General features: G+C 63.4%; 13 protein-coding genes and 2 tRNA genes. 13 read left to right on the top strand and 2 right to left on the bottom strand.

Annotated features, from left to right (window positions below; translation table 11 throughout):
• Positions 1 to 81 precede the first annotated feature (81 nt).
• A tRNA-Asn gene (locus QN245_RS07970) sits at positions 82 to 158 on the top strand.
• A gap of 44 nt (positions 159 to 202) precedes the next feature.
• Here QN245_RS07970 and QN245_RS07975 read toward each other — a convergent pair.
• Complete coding sequence (locus tag QN245_RS07975) at positions 203 to 739, bottom strand: GspH/FimT family pseudopilin (protein ID WP_317845009.1); 537 nt, start codon at positions 737 to 739, stop codon at positions 203 to 205.
• Between the two features lie 147 nt (positions 740 to 886).
• On the opposite strand from QN245_RS07975, the gene uvrB reads away from it, so the two are divergent.
• The 4 genes from uvrB to QN245_RS07995 all read left to right on the top strand — a co-directional run bounded on the left by uvrB (position 887) and on the right by QN245_RS07995 (position 5,588).
• A complete protein-coding gene (gene uvrB / locus QN245_RS07980) occupies positions 887 to 2,917 on the top strand; it encodes an excinuclease ABC subunit UvrB (protein WP_160967307.1) in 2,031 nt (676 codons plus the stop codon).
• Positions 2,918 to 3,012: 95 nt separating this feature from the next.
• Positions 3,013 to 3,087: transfer RNA gene (locus tag QN245_RS07985), tRNA-Val, on the top strand.
• 365 nt (positions 3,088 to 3,452) lie between these two features.
• Positions 3,453 to 3,662 (top strand): hypothetical protein, encoded by a 210-nt coding sequence (locus QN245_RS07990; RefSeq protein WP_425612925.1) that lies wholly within the window; start codon positions 3,453 to 3,455, stop codon positions 3,660 to 3,662.
• Positions 3,663 to 3,953: 291 nt separating this feature from the next.
• Positions 3,954 to 5,588 (top strand): type IV secretory system conjugative DNA transfer family protein, encoded by a 1,635-nt coding sequence (locus QN245_RS07995; protein ID WP_425612926.1) that lies wholly within the window; start codon positions 3,954 to 3,956, stop codon positions 5,586 to 5,588.
• A 186-nt stretch (positions 5,589 to 5,774) separates the two neighbouring features.
• On the opposite strand, the gene QN245_RS08000 is transcribed toward QN245_RS07995, so the two are convergent.
• A complete protein-coding gene (locus QN245_RS08000; protein ID WP_160967310.1) occupies positions 5,775 to 5,912 on the bottom strand; it encodes a hypothetical protein in 138 nt (45 codons plus the stop codon).
• Positions 5,913 to 5,989: 77 nt separating this feature from the next.
• Between QN245_RS08000 and QN245_RS08005 the strand changes: the two genes are divergently transcribed.
• The 8 genes from QN245_RS08005 (at position 5,990) to QN245_RS08040 (ending at position 12,275) form a co-directional block, all read left to right on the top strand.
• A complete protein-coding gene (locus tag QN245_RS08005; RefSeq protein ID WP_017916128.1) occupies positions 5,990 to 6,412 on the top strand; it encodes a hypothetical protein in 423 nt (140 codons plus the stop codon).
• A 61-nt stretch (positions 6,413 to 6,473) separates the two neighbouring features.
• Positions 6,474 to 7,487 carry a VirB8 family type IV secretion system protein gene (locus QN245_RS08010; protein ID WP_184447560.1) on the top strand — a complete coding sequence of 338 codons (1,014 nt, stop codon included), beginning with the start codon at positions 6,474 to 6,476 and terminating at the stop codon, positions 7,485 to 7,487.
• Positions 7,484 to 8,245 (top strand): TrbG/VirB9 family P-type conjugative transfer protein, encoded by a 762-nt coding sequence (locus tag QN245_RS08015; protein WP_043084564.1) that lies wholly within the window; start codon positions 7,484 to 7,486, stop codon positions 8,243 to 8,245. The genes QN245_RS08010 and QN245_RS08015 overlap by 4 nt, the downstream gene beginning before the upstream one ends.
• Positions 8,242 to 9,420: a TraB/TrbI/VirB10 family type IV secretion system protein gene (locus tag QN245_RS08020; RefSeq protein WP_184447561.1), complete on the top strand. Its 1,179-nt coding sequence runs from the start codon at positions 8,242 to 8,244 to the stop codon at positions 9,418 to 9,420. The genes QN245_RS08015 and QN245_RS08020 overlap by 4 nt, the downstream gene beginning before the upstream one ends.
• 19 nt (positions 9,421 to 9,439) lie before the next feature.
• A complete protein-coding gene (gene virB11, locus QN245_RS08025; protein ID WP_317845010.1) occupies positions 9,440 to 10,483 on the top strand; it encodes a P-type DNA transfer ATPase VirB11 in 1,044 nt (347 codons plus the stop codon).
• Between the two features lie 134 nt (positions 10,484 to 10,617).
• A complete protein-coding gene (locus QN245_RS08030) occupies positions 10,618 to 11,502 on the top strand; it encodes a lytic transglycosylase domain-containing protein (RefSeq protein WP_425612927.1) in 885 nt (294 codons plus the stop codon).
• A gap of 73 nt (positions 11,503 to 11,575) precedes the next feature.
• On the top strand, positions 11,576 to 11,971 hold the full coding sequence (locus QN245_RS08035) for a TrbC/VirB2 family protein (protein ID WP_184447564.1): 396 nt from the start codon (positions 11,576 to 11,578) through the stop codon (positions 11,969 to 11,971).
• Entirely contained in the window at positions 11,964 to 12,275 is a 312-nt protein-coding gene (locus QN245_RS08040; RefSeq protein WP_184447565.1) for a VirB3 family type IV secretion system protein, read from the top strand. The genes QN245_RS08035 and QN245_RS08040 overlap by 8 nt, the downstream gene beginning before the upstream one ends.
• Positions 12,276 to 12,414: the final 139 nt, after the last annotated feature.

Below are 12,414 nucleotides of genomic sequence, written 5' to 3' on the forward strand. Positions count from 1 at the left end.
GGATAGGGCGCAGCTGCAACCAGCGAGGCGCGCGGTCACCCCTTGCGGTCGGCATGAGGCCTCTATACAATGCGCCTCCCCGCCCGAATAGCTCAGCCGGTTAGAGCACTTGACTGTTAATCAGGGGGTCGTTGGTTCGAGTCCAACTTCGGGCGCCAAATCCGCAAAGGCCGCGAGCAATCGCGGCCTTTGCTTTTGCGTGTCAGTCCGGCGTCCGGCAGGGCATCGGTTCCGTCGTTTTCCGGGTGCGGATGCGTCCGGTGTTGTTCACTACCACCGCGGCGCGTAGCTGCCCCCGCTCGCAGATGCTGACGGTCAGGTTGCTGCCGGCGCTGCGGCCATCGGGCAGGAAGCGGATCGAGGGCCGGCCGCGGTTGGAGCGCAGGACCAGGGTGCCGGTGCCTGGTGCGCTGCCTTCGCTGAGGATGCTGTCCGGCGCGATGGGCTGGCCTTGCCGTTCCGGGTCGCGGAACACCAGCCAGCCCTGGCTCCAGTCGCTGTCGCTGCGGCAACTGCCGTCTCCGTTGGACGGGCAGGCGCTGACCGGGACGCCTGAGCTGATGGCGCTGCTGCGCGCCAGGGCGAGGTGTGCGCTCAGTTGGTGCGTGGCGGCCGTCAAGCGCTGGTTTGCCAGCATTTCCCGGAATGCTGGCAGGCCGATGCCGGCGACCAGGCAGATCACCACCATCACGATCATCGCCTCGAGCAATGTGTAGCCTTTGACCGCAGCGTTGCGCATGTCCGTCGTCTCCCGGTGCGAGGTCGCCAGTCTCGCGGCGGGGCGGCAGGGCTTGAATGAGGGGGTTGTGCGTTCCCATGTAGGAAATCTCCCCGGCGCGGGGTCGGCCGACGCTGTCGCCCGCGCTTTCCACCTTGAGGCTTGCGCATGTCCGACCGTTTCCAACTCGTATCGCCGTATTCGCCGGCCGGCGACCAGCCGCAGGCGATCGAGAAGCTGGTGGCCGGCTTCGAGGCCGGCCTGGCCAAGCAGACCCTGCTTGGCGTGACCGGGTCGGGCAAGACCTACACCATCGCCAACGTGGTCCAGGCGATCCAGAAGCCGACCCTGGTCATGGCGCCGAACAAGACCCTGGCGGCGCAGCTGTACGGCGAGTTCAAGGCGTTCTTCCCCAACAACGCGGTCGAGTACTTCGTCAGCTACTACGACTACTACCAGCCCGAGGCCTACGTGCCGTCTTCGGACACCTTCATCGAGAAGGACAGTTCGATCAACGAGCACATCGAGCAGATGCGCCTGGCCGCGACCAAGACCCTGCTGTCGCGGCGCGATGCGCTGGTGGTGGCCACGGTCTCGGCGATCTATGGCCTGGGCGCGCCGGAGGACTACCTGTCGCTGCGGCTGATCCTGTCGATCGGCGAGCACGTCGAGCAGCGCCAGTTGATCCGCCACCTGACCGATCTGCAGTACACCCGCAACGAGTACGAGCTGCACCGCGGCAGCTTCCGCGTGCGCGGCGAGGTCATCGACGTGTTCCCGGCCGAATCCGACAGCGAAGCCTTGCGCATCGAGCTGTTCGACGGCGACGTGGAGCAGCTGACCCTGTTCGATCCGCTGACCGGCGAGACCCTGCGCAAGCTGCAGCGCTACACGATCTACCCGAAGACCCACTACGCCACCACCCGCGAGCGCACCCTCAGTGCGGTGGATACGATCAAGCTGGAGCTGAAGGACCGGCTCGAGCAGCTGTACGCGCAGAACAAGCTGGTCGAGGCGCAGCGGCTGGCGCAGCGCACCCAGTTCGACCTGGAAATGATGGCCGAAGTCGGCTTCTGCAACGGCATCGAGAACTACTCGCGGCATCTCACCGGCAAGGCGCCGGGCGAGCCGCCGCCGACCCTGTTCGACTACCTCCCGGCCGACGCGTTGCTGGTGGTGGACGAGTCGCACGTCACCGTGCCGCAGATCGGCGCGATGTACAAAGGCGACCGCTCGCGCAAGGAAACCCTGGTGGAGTTCGGTTTCCGCCTGCCGTCCGCGCTGGACAACCGGCCGCTGCGCTTCGAGGAATGGGAGGCGCGCTCGCCGCGCAGCATCTACGTGTCGGCCACGCCCGGTCCGTACGAGTTGCGCGAGTCGGCCGGCGAGATCACCGAACTGGTGGTGCGCCCAACCGGCCTGATCGATCCTGAGGTGGAGATCCGGCCAGTCGGGACCCAGGTCGACGACCTGCTGTCGGAGATCAACCTGCGCGTGGCCGATGGCGACCGCGTGCTGGTCACCACGCTGACCAAGCGGATGGCTGAGAACCTCACCGAGTACCTGGGCGAGCACGGTGTGAAGGTGCGCTACCTGCACTCGGACATCGATACGGTCGAGCGCGTGGAAATCATCCGCGACCTGCGCCTTGGCAAGTTCGACGTGCTGGTCGGCATCAACCTGCTGCGCGAGGGGCTGGACATGCCCGAGGTCTCGCTGGTCGCGATCCTCGATGCCGACAAGGAAGGCTTCCTGCGCTCCACTGGCTCGCTGATCCAGACCATCGGCCGCGCCGCGCGCAACCTGCGCGGCAAGGCCATCCTGTATGCGGACAAGATGACGCGCTCGATGCAGGCCGCGATCGACGAGACCGGGCGCCGCCGCGAGAAGCAGGTGGAGTACAACCTGGAACATGGGATCACCCCGAAGTCGGTGGCGCGTCCGATCGTGGACATCCTGGAGGGCGCACGCGAAGACGCGTCCGAGGCCAAGTCGGGCAAGGGCAAAGGCAAGGGCAAGGCGCGCCGGATTGCGGAAGAGCCGGCCGATTACCGGACGCTGGCGCCAGCGGAGATCGCCGCCCGGCTCAAGGCGCTGGAGCAGGAGATGTACCAGCACGCACGCGATCTGGAGTTCGAGGACGCGGCGCGGGTGCGCGACCAGATCAAGAAGCTGCGCGATGCCAGCCTGGTCGGCTAGGTGGGCCGCAGTGGCCGATATGGGGGCGGGTATTGTTCTTGTCCGCCAGGTGGGCTAAGATTCGCGCCCCTGCAGCGGTGCGCCGCGGCAGAGAAGGGCGGTTAGCTCAGCGGTAGAGCACTACCTTGACATGGTAGGGGTCACAGGTTCGAACCCTGTACCGCCCACCACTTGAAACCCAAGCAGCACTGCGGTTTCAGTGGATACTTCATCACCTTGCACATCCATAATTGACCCCACACTGACCCCAGTGTCACGCAGTCGGGCAATTCGTGCGCGAGGTGTCCCGTAAGGGCAGGTCACAGGTTCGAACCCTGTATCGCCACCACGACGCGAAGAAGCGGACGTGGACACGATGAAGCCGGCGAAAGCCGGCTTTTTTGTGCCTGCACTGCGGCCGCCGGGTAGCGCCCGCGGGGTAGCGCTGGTCGCATGGCCACGCTTGCTTTAGCATCCAAGCGAACGATCAGGCGAGGAGGCCAGGCGCATGGTGGAATACCATCATACGGTGCAAGTCAAAGGACGCTACCAACTCGTGGCGTTGACCCGGGAGCCGGAGTACAGCCCGGCCAACGTGGTGGGCTATGCGGTTACCACCGACGGCGGCGCGCGCGTGGATCCGCACGACATGTCCTGGGACGAGGCGCGGGTCTTCCTGGATACCCTGGTCGAGCGCGATCGGGACGCGGTCAGCGCGGAAAAGAAGCCGTCGCGGAACAAGCCGAGCACGCGGCAGCGTCGCTGAGGCGCGGTGTGCGCGTCGAGGTAGGGGCGCAGCGCGCTGGACGCTCGGGCAGGATGTGCCAACGCCATGGGCGTGGCCATGGCGCCATCGGGGGCATGGCAGTTGCGGTGGGGACGCCTGTCCGGCTGTGCGCCGTTGCCCGCAGGCGCCGCATCCGCATCCATCTCGCCGCACAGACTGCCTACGCAGGTCGTCTCAAAGTGCGTAACTCGCTCTAGAATATTCGCCAGGATGGATCAGGGAGGATAGGGCTTGTCGAATCGTAAACTCGTTGCGGCGGCGCTCGTCGTCGTGCTCACGGCCGTCTGCGGCTATTTCCTGTCCGGCTACCTGGTCCTGCTGCTGCTGAAGCTGGACACGCGGATGTTCGGGCTCGGCACCTACTACCAGTACGTCCACGCCATCGGCTTGCCGGAGGTGGCTCCCTACGTCGGCAAGATCAAATGGGCGGGCTACCTCGGTTTCGGCTTGCCCGGCCTGCTGGCCCTGCTGATCCTGGTGCTGATGTTCAAGCCGCCCAAGCGCAGCCTGCATGGCGACGCGCGCTTCGCCGGCGCCGCCGACCTGTCCAAGCATGGGCTGTTCAAGACCAGCGGCGACGGCATCGTGGTCGGCAAGTTCCGCGGCAAGCTGGTGCGCCTCAGCGGTCAGCAGTTCGTGATTCTGGCCGCCCCGACCCGCTCGGGCAAGGGCGTCGGCGTGGTCATTCCGAACCTGCTCGAGTACCAGGAATCGGTGGTGGTGCTGGACATCAAGCAGGAGAACTTCGATCTGACCAGCGGCTGGCGCGCCAGCCAGGGCCAGGAGGTGTTCCTGTTCAATCCCTTTGCCGAGGACCGCCGCACCCATCGCTGGAATCCGCTCAGCTATGTCTCCGACGATCCGGCGTTCCGCGTCTCGGACCTGATGAGCATCGCCGCCATGCTGTACCCGGACGGCTCCGACGATCAGAAGTTCTGGGTCAGCCAGGCGCGCAACGCGTTCATGGCGTTCTCGCTGTACCTGTTCGAGAACTGGGACGACGAGCGCAATATCGGCTTTCCCGGCGGTCTCGGCACGCCGACGCTGGGCGCGATCTACCGCCTGTCTTCCGGCGACGGCACCGACCTGAAGAAGTATCTGAAGTCGCTGTCGGAGCGGCGCTTCCTCAGCGGCAATGCCAAGTCGGCGTTCTCCAATATGCTGTCGCAGGCGGACGAGACCTTCGCCTCGATCATGGGCACGCTGAAGGAGCCGCTCAATGCCTGGATCAACCCGGTGCTGGATGCGGCCACCAGCGACAACGACTTCCTGCTGACCGACCTGCGCAAGAAGAAGATGACCATCTACATCGGCATCCAGCCCAACAAGCTGGCCGAAAGTCGCCTGATCATCAACCTGTTCTTCAGCCAGATCATCAACCTCAACACCAAGGAGCTGCCCAAGAGCAATCCTGAGTTGAAGTACCAGTGCCTGCTGTTGATGGACGAGTTCACCGCGATCGGCAAAGTCGACATCATCGCCTCGGCAGTGTCATATATGGCCGGTTACAATGTTCGCCTTCTGCCGATCATCCAGAGCATGGCGCAGCTCGATGCCACCTATGGCAAAGACGTCTCGCGGACCATCATCACGAATCATGCACTGCAGATTCTTTACGCTCCGCGCGAGCAGCAGGACGCCAACGACTACTCCGAGATGCTCGGCTACACCACCTTCCGTAAGAAGAACGTCACGCGCGGCAAGGACGTGACCCGGAGCGTGTCGGAGGAGAAGCGGGCGCTGATGCTGCCGCAGGAGTTGAAGGCGATGGGGAACGATCAGGAAGTGTTCTTGTACGAGGGCATTCCACATCCGGTGAAGTGCGACAAGATCAAGTATTACAAGGACCGCCACTTCACCGCACGGCTGCTTCCGAAAGTCGATATCCCGACGCTCTCGATCTGAAAGTGTGACAAGAAACACCTATTTTTTGGGCATATTTATCAGTTGAACGTTTTTTTGCCAAATGCTTGACGTGAGCATGCCCCTGCGGCACATTCTCGCGAGTATGGCGGCGCGTTGGTAACAGAAACAGGAACAGGGGCGTGGGCCGAACAGGCGCACGTAAGGGGTGACATGGAAGGTTTGCTGTCAAATTCCGTTTTCTTCGGCGCTGGTCGCGCGGCCTCGGGAGTCCTCCGTTGCCCGCAGCAGGTCTGTGCCCGCGCCGTTCCCGGCGCCTTCCTTCTCGCGATGCGCGCGTGGCGTCGTCGCGTCGAACTTCGCCATCCAGTAGCGGGCCGCCTGTGCGCCGTCCGCTCTCAATACGTTTCCGCAATTCAGAGGCTCGCGTGAAAAGAACGCATATGTTTCGGCTCATCGCTACGTTGAGTGCCGTCGCGCTGTTGAGCGCCTGCGCAACCAGGCCGGCACCCGACTTCCGCGGCAAGTGGAAGCCGGTCAATCGTTTCTCCGAGTCGACCATGGAGATCCCGCTGTACTCGTCGTACGTGTACCAGGCGATCCCGATGGACGGCACGCTGAAGACGATGCTCGAGCGCTGGGCCAAGGACTCGAACATGCAGCTGTCCTACGGCATCCAGTCCGATTACACGCTGTACGCACCGGTCGCCAAGATCAACACCACCAGCATCCAGCAGGCGGTCGCCGAACTGAGCGTGGTCTATGCGCAGGAAGGGCTGAGCGTGACCGCCGCGGGCAATCGCATCCTGGTGCAGCCGTCGTCGTCGCTGAGCGGTGCGCCGGCGGCCAGCGGCAGCGCGAAGTGACCTCACCGCGGGCATACGCGCTGTACGCCCGCAGCCACATTACGAAACCTGGTGAAGTCTGATGTTCGGTAAAAAGCCGGTCGAAAGCGAAAACGTCAACAAAGCGGTAGCGAAGGCGGTCAACTACGAAATCAGCATTGCTGATCTGGCGCGCCGCAGCGAGCGCCGTGCGTGGTGGGTCGCGTTTGGCGCCATCATCATGTGCCTGCTGCTCGGCGGCGGGTATTACTACATGCTGCCGTTGAAGGAGAAAGTGCCGTACCTGGTGATGGCGGATGCGTACACCGGCAATTCCACGATCTCGGTCCTGCGCAACAGCGGCGATGTGCAGAGCGTCACCAGCAGCGAAGCACTGGCCAGGAGCAATGTGGCGCGCTTCATCACTGCACGTGAGTCCTACGACTCGGAGATGATGGGGCTCAACGACTGGAATACGGTGTTCTCGATGGCGCCGCGGAATACCGCGGTGGGCGCCGAGTACTTCAATCTGCATGCGCCCAACAATCCGTCGGCGCCGTACTACACCTACGGCAAGGCACGCTCGATTCGGGTCAAGATTCTGAGCATCTCGCTGCTCGGTGGCAGCGGCAAGCCCTATACCGGTGCGAATGTGCGCTTCCAGCGCAGCATCTACGACAAGAAGACCGGGCAGTCCACGCTTCTGGACAACAAGTTCGCCATCATGGGCTTCCGTTACAACAGCAACCTGGCCATGGAAGACGAACTGCGGGTGCAGAATCCGCTGGGGTTCCAGGTGACCGATTACCGTGTCGACAACGACTACTCGGCCATGCCGGTGCCTCCGTCGTCCGCCGTGCAGACGCCTGCCGCCGGCGCGGTTCAGCAGCCGGCGGCTGCTCAGCAGATGCCGGGAGCGGCGGGACAAGTGCCTGTGCAGCAGATGCCGGGCCAGCCGATGGCACCGGGCGCTGGCGGCACGATGCCGGTTCCGCAACAGGAGCCGATGGCCAACCCGACCAGCGCACCTGTCTACCCCGGGGCGCAGCCCGCTACTGCGCCTCCTGCACCCAACGTTGCACCTCAGCACAATGGTAATGGAGCGAACGTTCGATGAGTTTCCTGACGAAAACCGGTGCGGCGCATATTGCGTTGCTGGCTCTGGGCCTGTTCGCGCCGATCGCGTCGGCCCAGGTGGTCCAGCAGTACGAGTACGAGCCTGACAAGATCTATCAGGTACGTACCGGCTTGGGCATCACCACCCAGATCGAACTGAGTCCGAACGAGAAGATCCTCGATTACAGCACCGGTTTCACCAGTGGCTGGGAGCTCAGCCGTCGCGAGAACGTCTTCTATCTGAAGCCGAAGAACGTCGACGTCGACACCAACATGATGATCCGCACCGCCACCCATTCCTACATCCTGGAATTGAAGGTGGTGGCGACGGACTGGCAGCGGCTGGAGCAGGCCAAGCAGGCCGGCGTGCAGTACAAGGTGACCTTCACCTATCCGAAGGACACCAGCTTTGCCGCCGCGAGCGACGAAGTGAAGGATGAGTCGCAGCTCGACACCCGTTTGACCAAGGATCGTCATTACTACTTCGACTACGACTACTCCACGCGTTCCAAGCAAATGTGGATCGTGCCGAGCAGCGTCTACGACGATGGCAAGTTCACCTACATCAAAATGGATCTGACGCGTTTCCCCACTGGCAACTTCCCGGCCGTGTTCGGTCGCGAGAAGGAAAGCGATGAGGATTTCCTGGTCAACACCACAGTCGAGGGCAACACCCTGATTGTCCACGGGACCTATCCCTTCCTGGTCATCCGCCACGGCAAGAATGTTGTCGGCTTGCGTAGGAACAAGCAAAAGTGAACTCGAATCTACCCCCGTCTGACGAAAATTACGGCCGCGACAACGGTCAGCCGCGTTCCCCGCATGCGGACGATGCGCCGCGCGAGAATCCTTATTTCGCTCGCCAGCAGCAGACTGCCGATCCGGATCTGGACGCCAATGAGCCGGTGTTGCGGTCCAGCGACCTGAAGAAGCTCAATCGCAAGGCGCTGGTGTTCCTGGCCGGTATCGCTGCGCTGCTGATCCTGGCGATCTTCTGGCTGGTGAGCGGCAGCAGCACGCCCGAACCCGCGCCGAAGCCGCGCCAGGAGGCGGTGGTGGCGCCTGCGTTGCCGCAGACCGCCGCGCCGCCGCCGGTGCAGCCGGCCGAGCCGGTGCAACTGGCCGAGCAGCCGAACCTGCCGCCGTTGCCGCCGATGCCCACCGATCCCGACGCGCAGATGCAGTCGGCGCCGCGACAGGAGCGTGGGCCGTCCTTGCTGGAGCGGCGCATGGCCGGCCTGCAACAGGACGCCGGCGGCCAGGGCCTTGGTGGCATGCTACCGGGCCAGGAGCAGGGCGGCGCGCCGATCCAGCAGGAGCAGGAAACCTCCGCCAAGCCGATCGCCAACCCGGACGGTCTGCTGGTGCGTGGCACCTATATCCGCTGTGTGCTGGAGACCCGGATCATCACCGACTTCCCGGGCTTCACTTCCTGCATCATCACCGAGCCGGTCTACTCCATCAACGGCCGCCGTCTGCTGCTGCCGAAGGGATCGAAGATCCTCGGCCAGTACGGTTCCGCGGAACCGACCGGCCCGCGCATGCAGGTGGTCTGGGATCGCATCACCACCCCGACCGGCATCGATGTGACGCTAGTCGGTCCTGGCGTCGACAATCTCGGCAGTTCCGGCCATCCGGGTCAGTACAGTGCACACTGGGCGAGCCGGATTTCGTCCGCGCTGATGATCAGCATGCTCAGCGACGCCTTCAAGTGGGCGGCGGCCGAGCACGGCCCGAAGACCACGACCACCGGCATCAACTCCGGCGTGGTCACCGAGCAGCCGTTCGAGAGCAACACGGCGCAGTCCATCCAGCGTCTGGCCGACCAGGCACTGGATCGCCGGCGCCCCGCCACCGTGACCATCAACCAGGGCACCATCGTGAACGTCTACGTGGCCAAGGACGTCGACTTCACGGCCGTGTTGCCGCGTTGACCGAGAACGAGACAGCGACGTGACCTTCGACGACTCTCCGACCGCGCAGATCTCCACGGATTTCCTGGATTACCAGTACTCGGTGCTGGGCATCCTGGATTACCTGAACTCGCCGGAAGTGACGGAAATCTGCATCAACCGTCCCGGCGAGCTGTACCTGGAGACGCTGCGCGGCTGGCAGCGGATGGACATTCCGTCGCTGACCTTCGACCGCGCGCGGCAGTTCTGCACGGCGGTGGTCAACGAGAGCAATACCGGTCAACGCATCACCGACGCCGATCCGGTGGTGTCGTTGACCTTTCCCACCGGGCAGCGCGCGCAGTTCGTGATTCCGCCGGCTTGCGACGCCGGCAAGGTGTCGATCACCATCCGGCTGCCGTCCAAGCACACCAAGACGCTGGAGCAGTACAAGGAAGACGGCTTCTTCCAGGAGATCCTGGAGGTGCAGTCGGGGCTCAGCGAGCAGGATCGCGAACTGCTCGAGCTGCGTCGGCAGCGCGATTACGCCGAATTCTTCAAGAAGGCGGTGCTGTTCAAGAAGAACGTCGTCGTCGCCGGCGCCACCGGCAGCGGCAAGACCACCTTCATGAAGTCGCTGGTCAATCACATCCCGCACGAAGAGCGGCTGGTGACGATCGAAGATGCGCGCGAGCTCTTCATCAGTCAGCCCAATTCCGTGCATTTGCTCTATTCGAAAGGTGGACAAAGCACGAGCAACGTCACCGCGAAGAGCTGCATGGAAGCATGCCTGCGCATGAAGCCCGACCGCATCATCCTGGCCGAGTTGCGCGGCGACGAGTCGTTCTACTTCATCCGCAACTGCGCCTCCGGTCATCCGGGTTCCATCACCAGTTGCCATGCTGGCAGCATCGGGCAGACCTGGGACCAGCTGGCGTTGATGGTCAAGGCGTCGTCCGAGGGCTCGGGCCTGGAGTTCGCCGTCATCAAACGGTTGCTGATGATGACCATCGACATCGTTGTCCATATCAAATCGCATGCGGGCCGGCGCTATATCACCGGTATCGATTTCGATCCGGAGCGCATGCATTCGGGTGGAGGGTGAATATGTTCATTGAAGTGATAAGGCGAAACCACGCCGATTGACTTTGAATTTTTCTTCCAACACGATTGATTTGCGACATCTGCGGCGTTCCGGACGAGTTGCCGGGAAGTCGATGCATAAGGAGTAACCACGGCATGTTGCCAGGCATGGAACTACTGAGCTGTCCCGAAATGGCAGTTCCGGCTGAAGTCATGCAGCACGTTGTGCGCGTGGAGTCGTCGCACAATCCGTTCGCGATCGGTGTGGTCGGCGGACGCCTGGTGCGCCAGCCGCAGAACCTGCCCGAAGCCGTCGCCACCGCGCGGATGCTGGAAGAGAAGGGCTACAATTTTTCCCTCGGCCTGGGGCAGGTCAATCGCTACAACCTGATCAAGTACGGTCTGGATAGCTACGAAAAGGCGTTCAAGACCTGTCCGAATCTGCAGGCCGCGTCCAAGATCCTGGCCGAGTGCTACAGTCGCTCCGGTGGCAACTGGGGCAAGTCGTTCAGTTGCTACTACTCCGGCAACTTCGAGACCGGATATCGGCACGGCTACGTGCAGAAGGTCTATGCGTCGATCAACCAGGGCAGGGCGCTCGCCGTGTCCACCGCAGGCGCGATCCCGGTCATCCCGGCAGGGAACGTGCGCCGCGTGGTCACCGACTCGGCGAAGGCGGCCGCGGTGCGCGAAGTCGATTCAATCGTGTCGCGGCGTATCGACGCCGCGGCGGGTCAGCTCGCCAGCGGCCTCGCTGCGCAAAGCCAGTTGTCGGTGCGTCCCCAGGCTGCCGTTGCGGCGCCGGCGCAGCAGGCAGCCGGCGCAGTGGCGGCATCGCCTTCACAGCCGACCGCGGCAGACTCCGATCTCTATGTGATACGACCTACAGGCGCCGGCAAAGGAGTGGCGGTTCCTGCAGGTGGCGGAGCGCCCCCAGCTCCGCACGTTGCCGCACACGCGCCCCAGGCCGTGGCGGGAGCGGCCGTTCCTGGCACAAGTACGCCGCCGCCGACGTCTGGCGACGGGGCCTTCGTATTCTAGCCAGATGCAGTAGCGCGGCCATGCAAGTGGCTTTTTGATCACCCCCTGTTTTCCAGTCAAGGAGATACTCACGATGTTCAAGAACAATCAACTGAAGTCGAACGCCAAGGTCGTCGGTACGGCGGCGCTGCAGGCGGCGGTGTTCACCGTGGCCCTGCTCGCGTCCAGCTTCGCAATGGCGCAGGACTATGCCGGTGCGGACCAGAAGGTGTGCGGCTTCCTCGGCAAGACCAACAACATCCTGAACATGGCGTCGGTCGTCGTGGTGACCATCGCGGTTGTCTTCGCCGGCTACCAGATCGCGTTCGCGCACAAGCGCGTTGCGGAAGTGGCGCCCGTGCTGCTCGGCGGCGTGTTGATCGGCGCGGCCGGTCAGTTGGCCAAGATGCTGATCGGCGACACCGGTCAGAGCGAGTGCAAGGCCACTGCGGCCATTCAGATGATCCAGCACGTACTGCACTATGCATAAGAACGTACTTTTCCGGGGCTGCACCCGGCCTGCGATGTTTTTCGGGGTGCCGTACATCCCGTTCTTCATCGGCGCGGGCGGCGGCTTCCTGATGGGTATCTATTTCAACATGTGGCTGCTGGCGCTCATTCCGGTCATCGTCTTCGTCATGCAGCAGATGACCAAGCGGGACGAGATGATCTTCCGCATGCTCGGGTTGCGCTGGATGATGAGGATGCGCGTGCGCAACCTGCAGCGCTATTCCGGCATGTGGGTGTTCTCGCCGAATGAGTACAGGAAAGACGTGCCGGGCGCCAAGCGCTAGCTTGGAACCGGGCACCGGGTCTCGACCCCATGCACGACACCTCTGTCGTGCATGGGGTTGTTCGGTTTTTCGTGTCGGCGCGCGTTGCAGGTGCGAGCGCAGTCGGCGGTTCCCGGGGCATACGCGCCGGGCCTTGGCA

This window comes from Xanthomonas rydalmerensis (assembly GCF_033170385.1).
In the GTDB taxonomy this organism is placed as follows: domain Bacteria; phylum Pseudomonadota; class Gammaproteobacteria; order Xanthomonadales; family Xanthomonadaceae; genus Xanthomonas_A; species Xanthomonas_A rydalmerensis.

Excerpts from the sequence above, each read along its gene's own strand:
- QN245_RS08040 (WP_184447565.1), top strand. The coding sequence starts at position 11,964 with ATGCATAAGAACGTACTTTTCCGGGGCTGCACCCGGCCTGCGATGTTT.
- QN245_RS08005 (WP_017916128.1), top strand. The coding sequence starts at position 5,990 with ATGTTTCGGCTCATCGCTACGTTGAGTGCCGTCGCGCTGTTGAGCGCC.
- QN245_RS08030 (WP_425612927.1), top strand. The coding sequence starts at position 10,618 with ATGTTGCCAGGCATGGAACTACTGAGCTGTCCCGAAATGGCAGTTCCG.
- QN245_RS07975 (WP_317845009.1), bottom strand. The coding sequence starts at position 739 with ATGCGCAACGCTGCGGTCAAAGGCTACACATTGCTCGAGGCGATGATC.
- uvrB (WP_160967307.1), top strand. The coding sequence starts at position 887 with ATGTCCGACCGTTTCCAACTCGTATCGCCGTATTCGCCGGCCGGCGAC.
- QN245_RS08010 (WP_184447560.1), top strand. The coding sequence starts at position 6,474 with ATGTTCGGTAAAAAGCCGGTCGAAAGCGAAAACGTCAACAAAGCGGTA.
- QN245_RS08015 (WP_043084564.1), top strand. The coding sequence starts at position 7,484 with ATGAGTTTCCTGACGAAAACCGGTGCGGCGCATATTGCGTTGCTGGCT.
- QN245_RS08000 (WP_160967310.1), bottom strand. The coding sequence starts at position 5,912 with ATGGCGAAGTTCGACGCGACGACGCCACGCGCGCATCGCGAGAAGGAA.
- QN245_RS08035 (WP_184447564.1), top strand. The coding sequence starts at position 11,576 with ATGTTCAAGAACAATCAACTGAAGTCGAACGCCAAGGTCGTCGGTACG.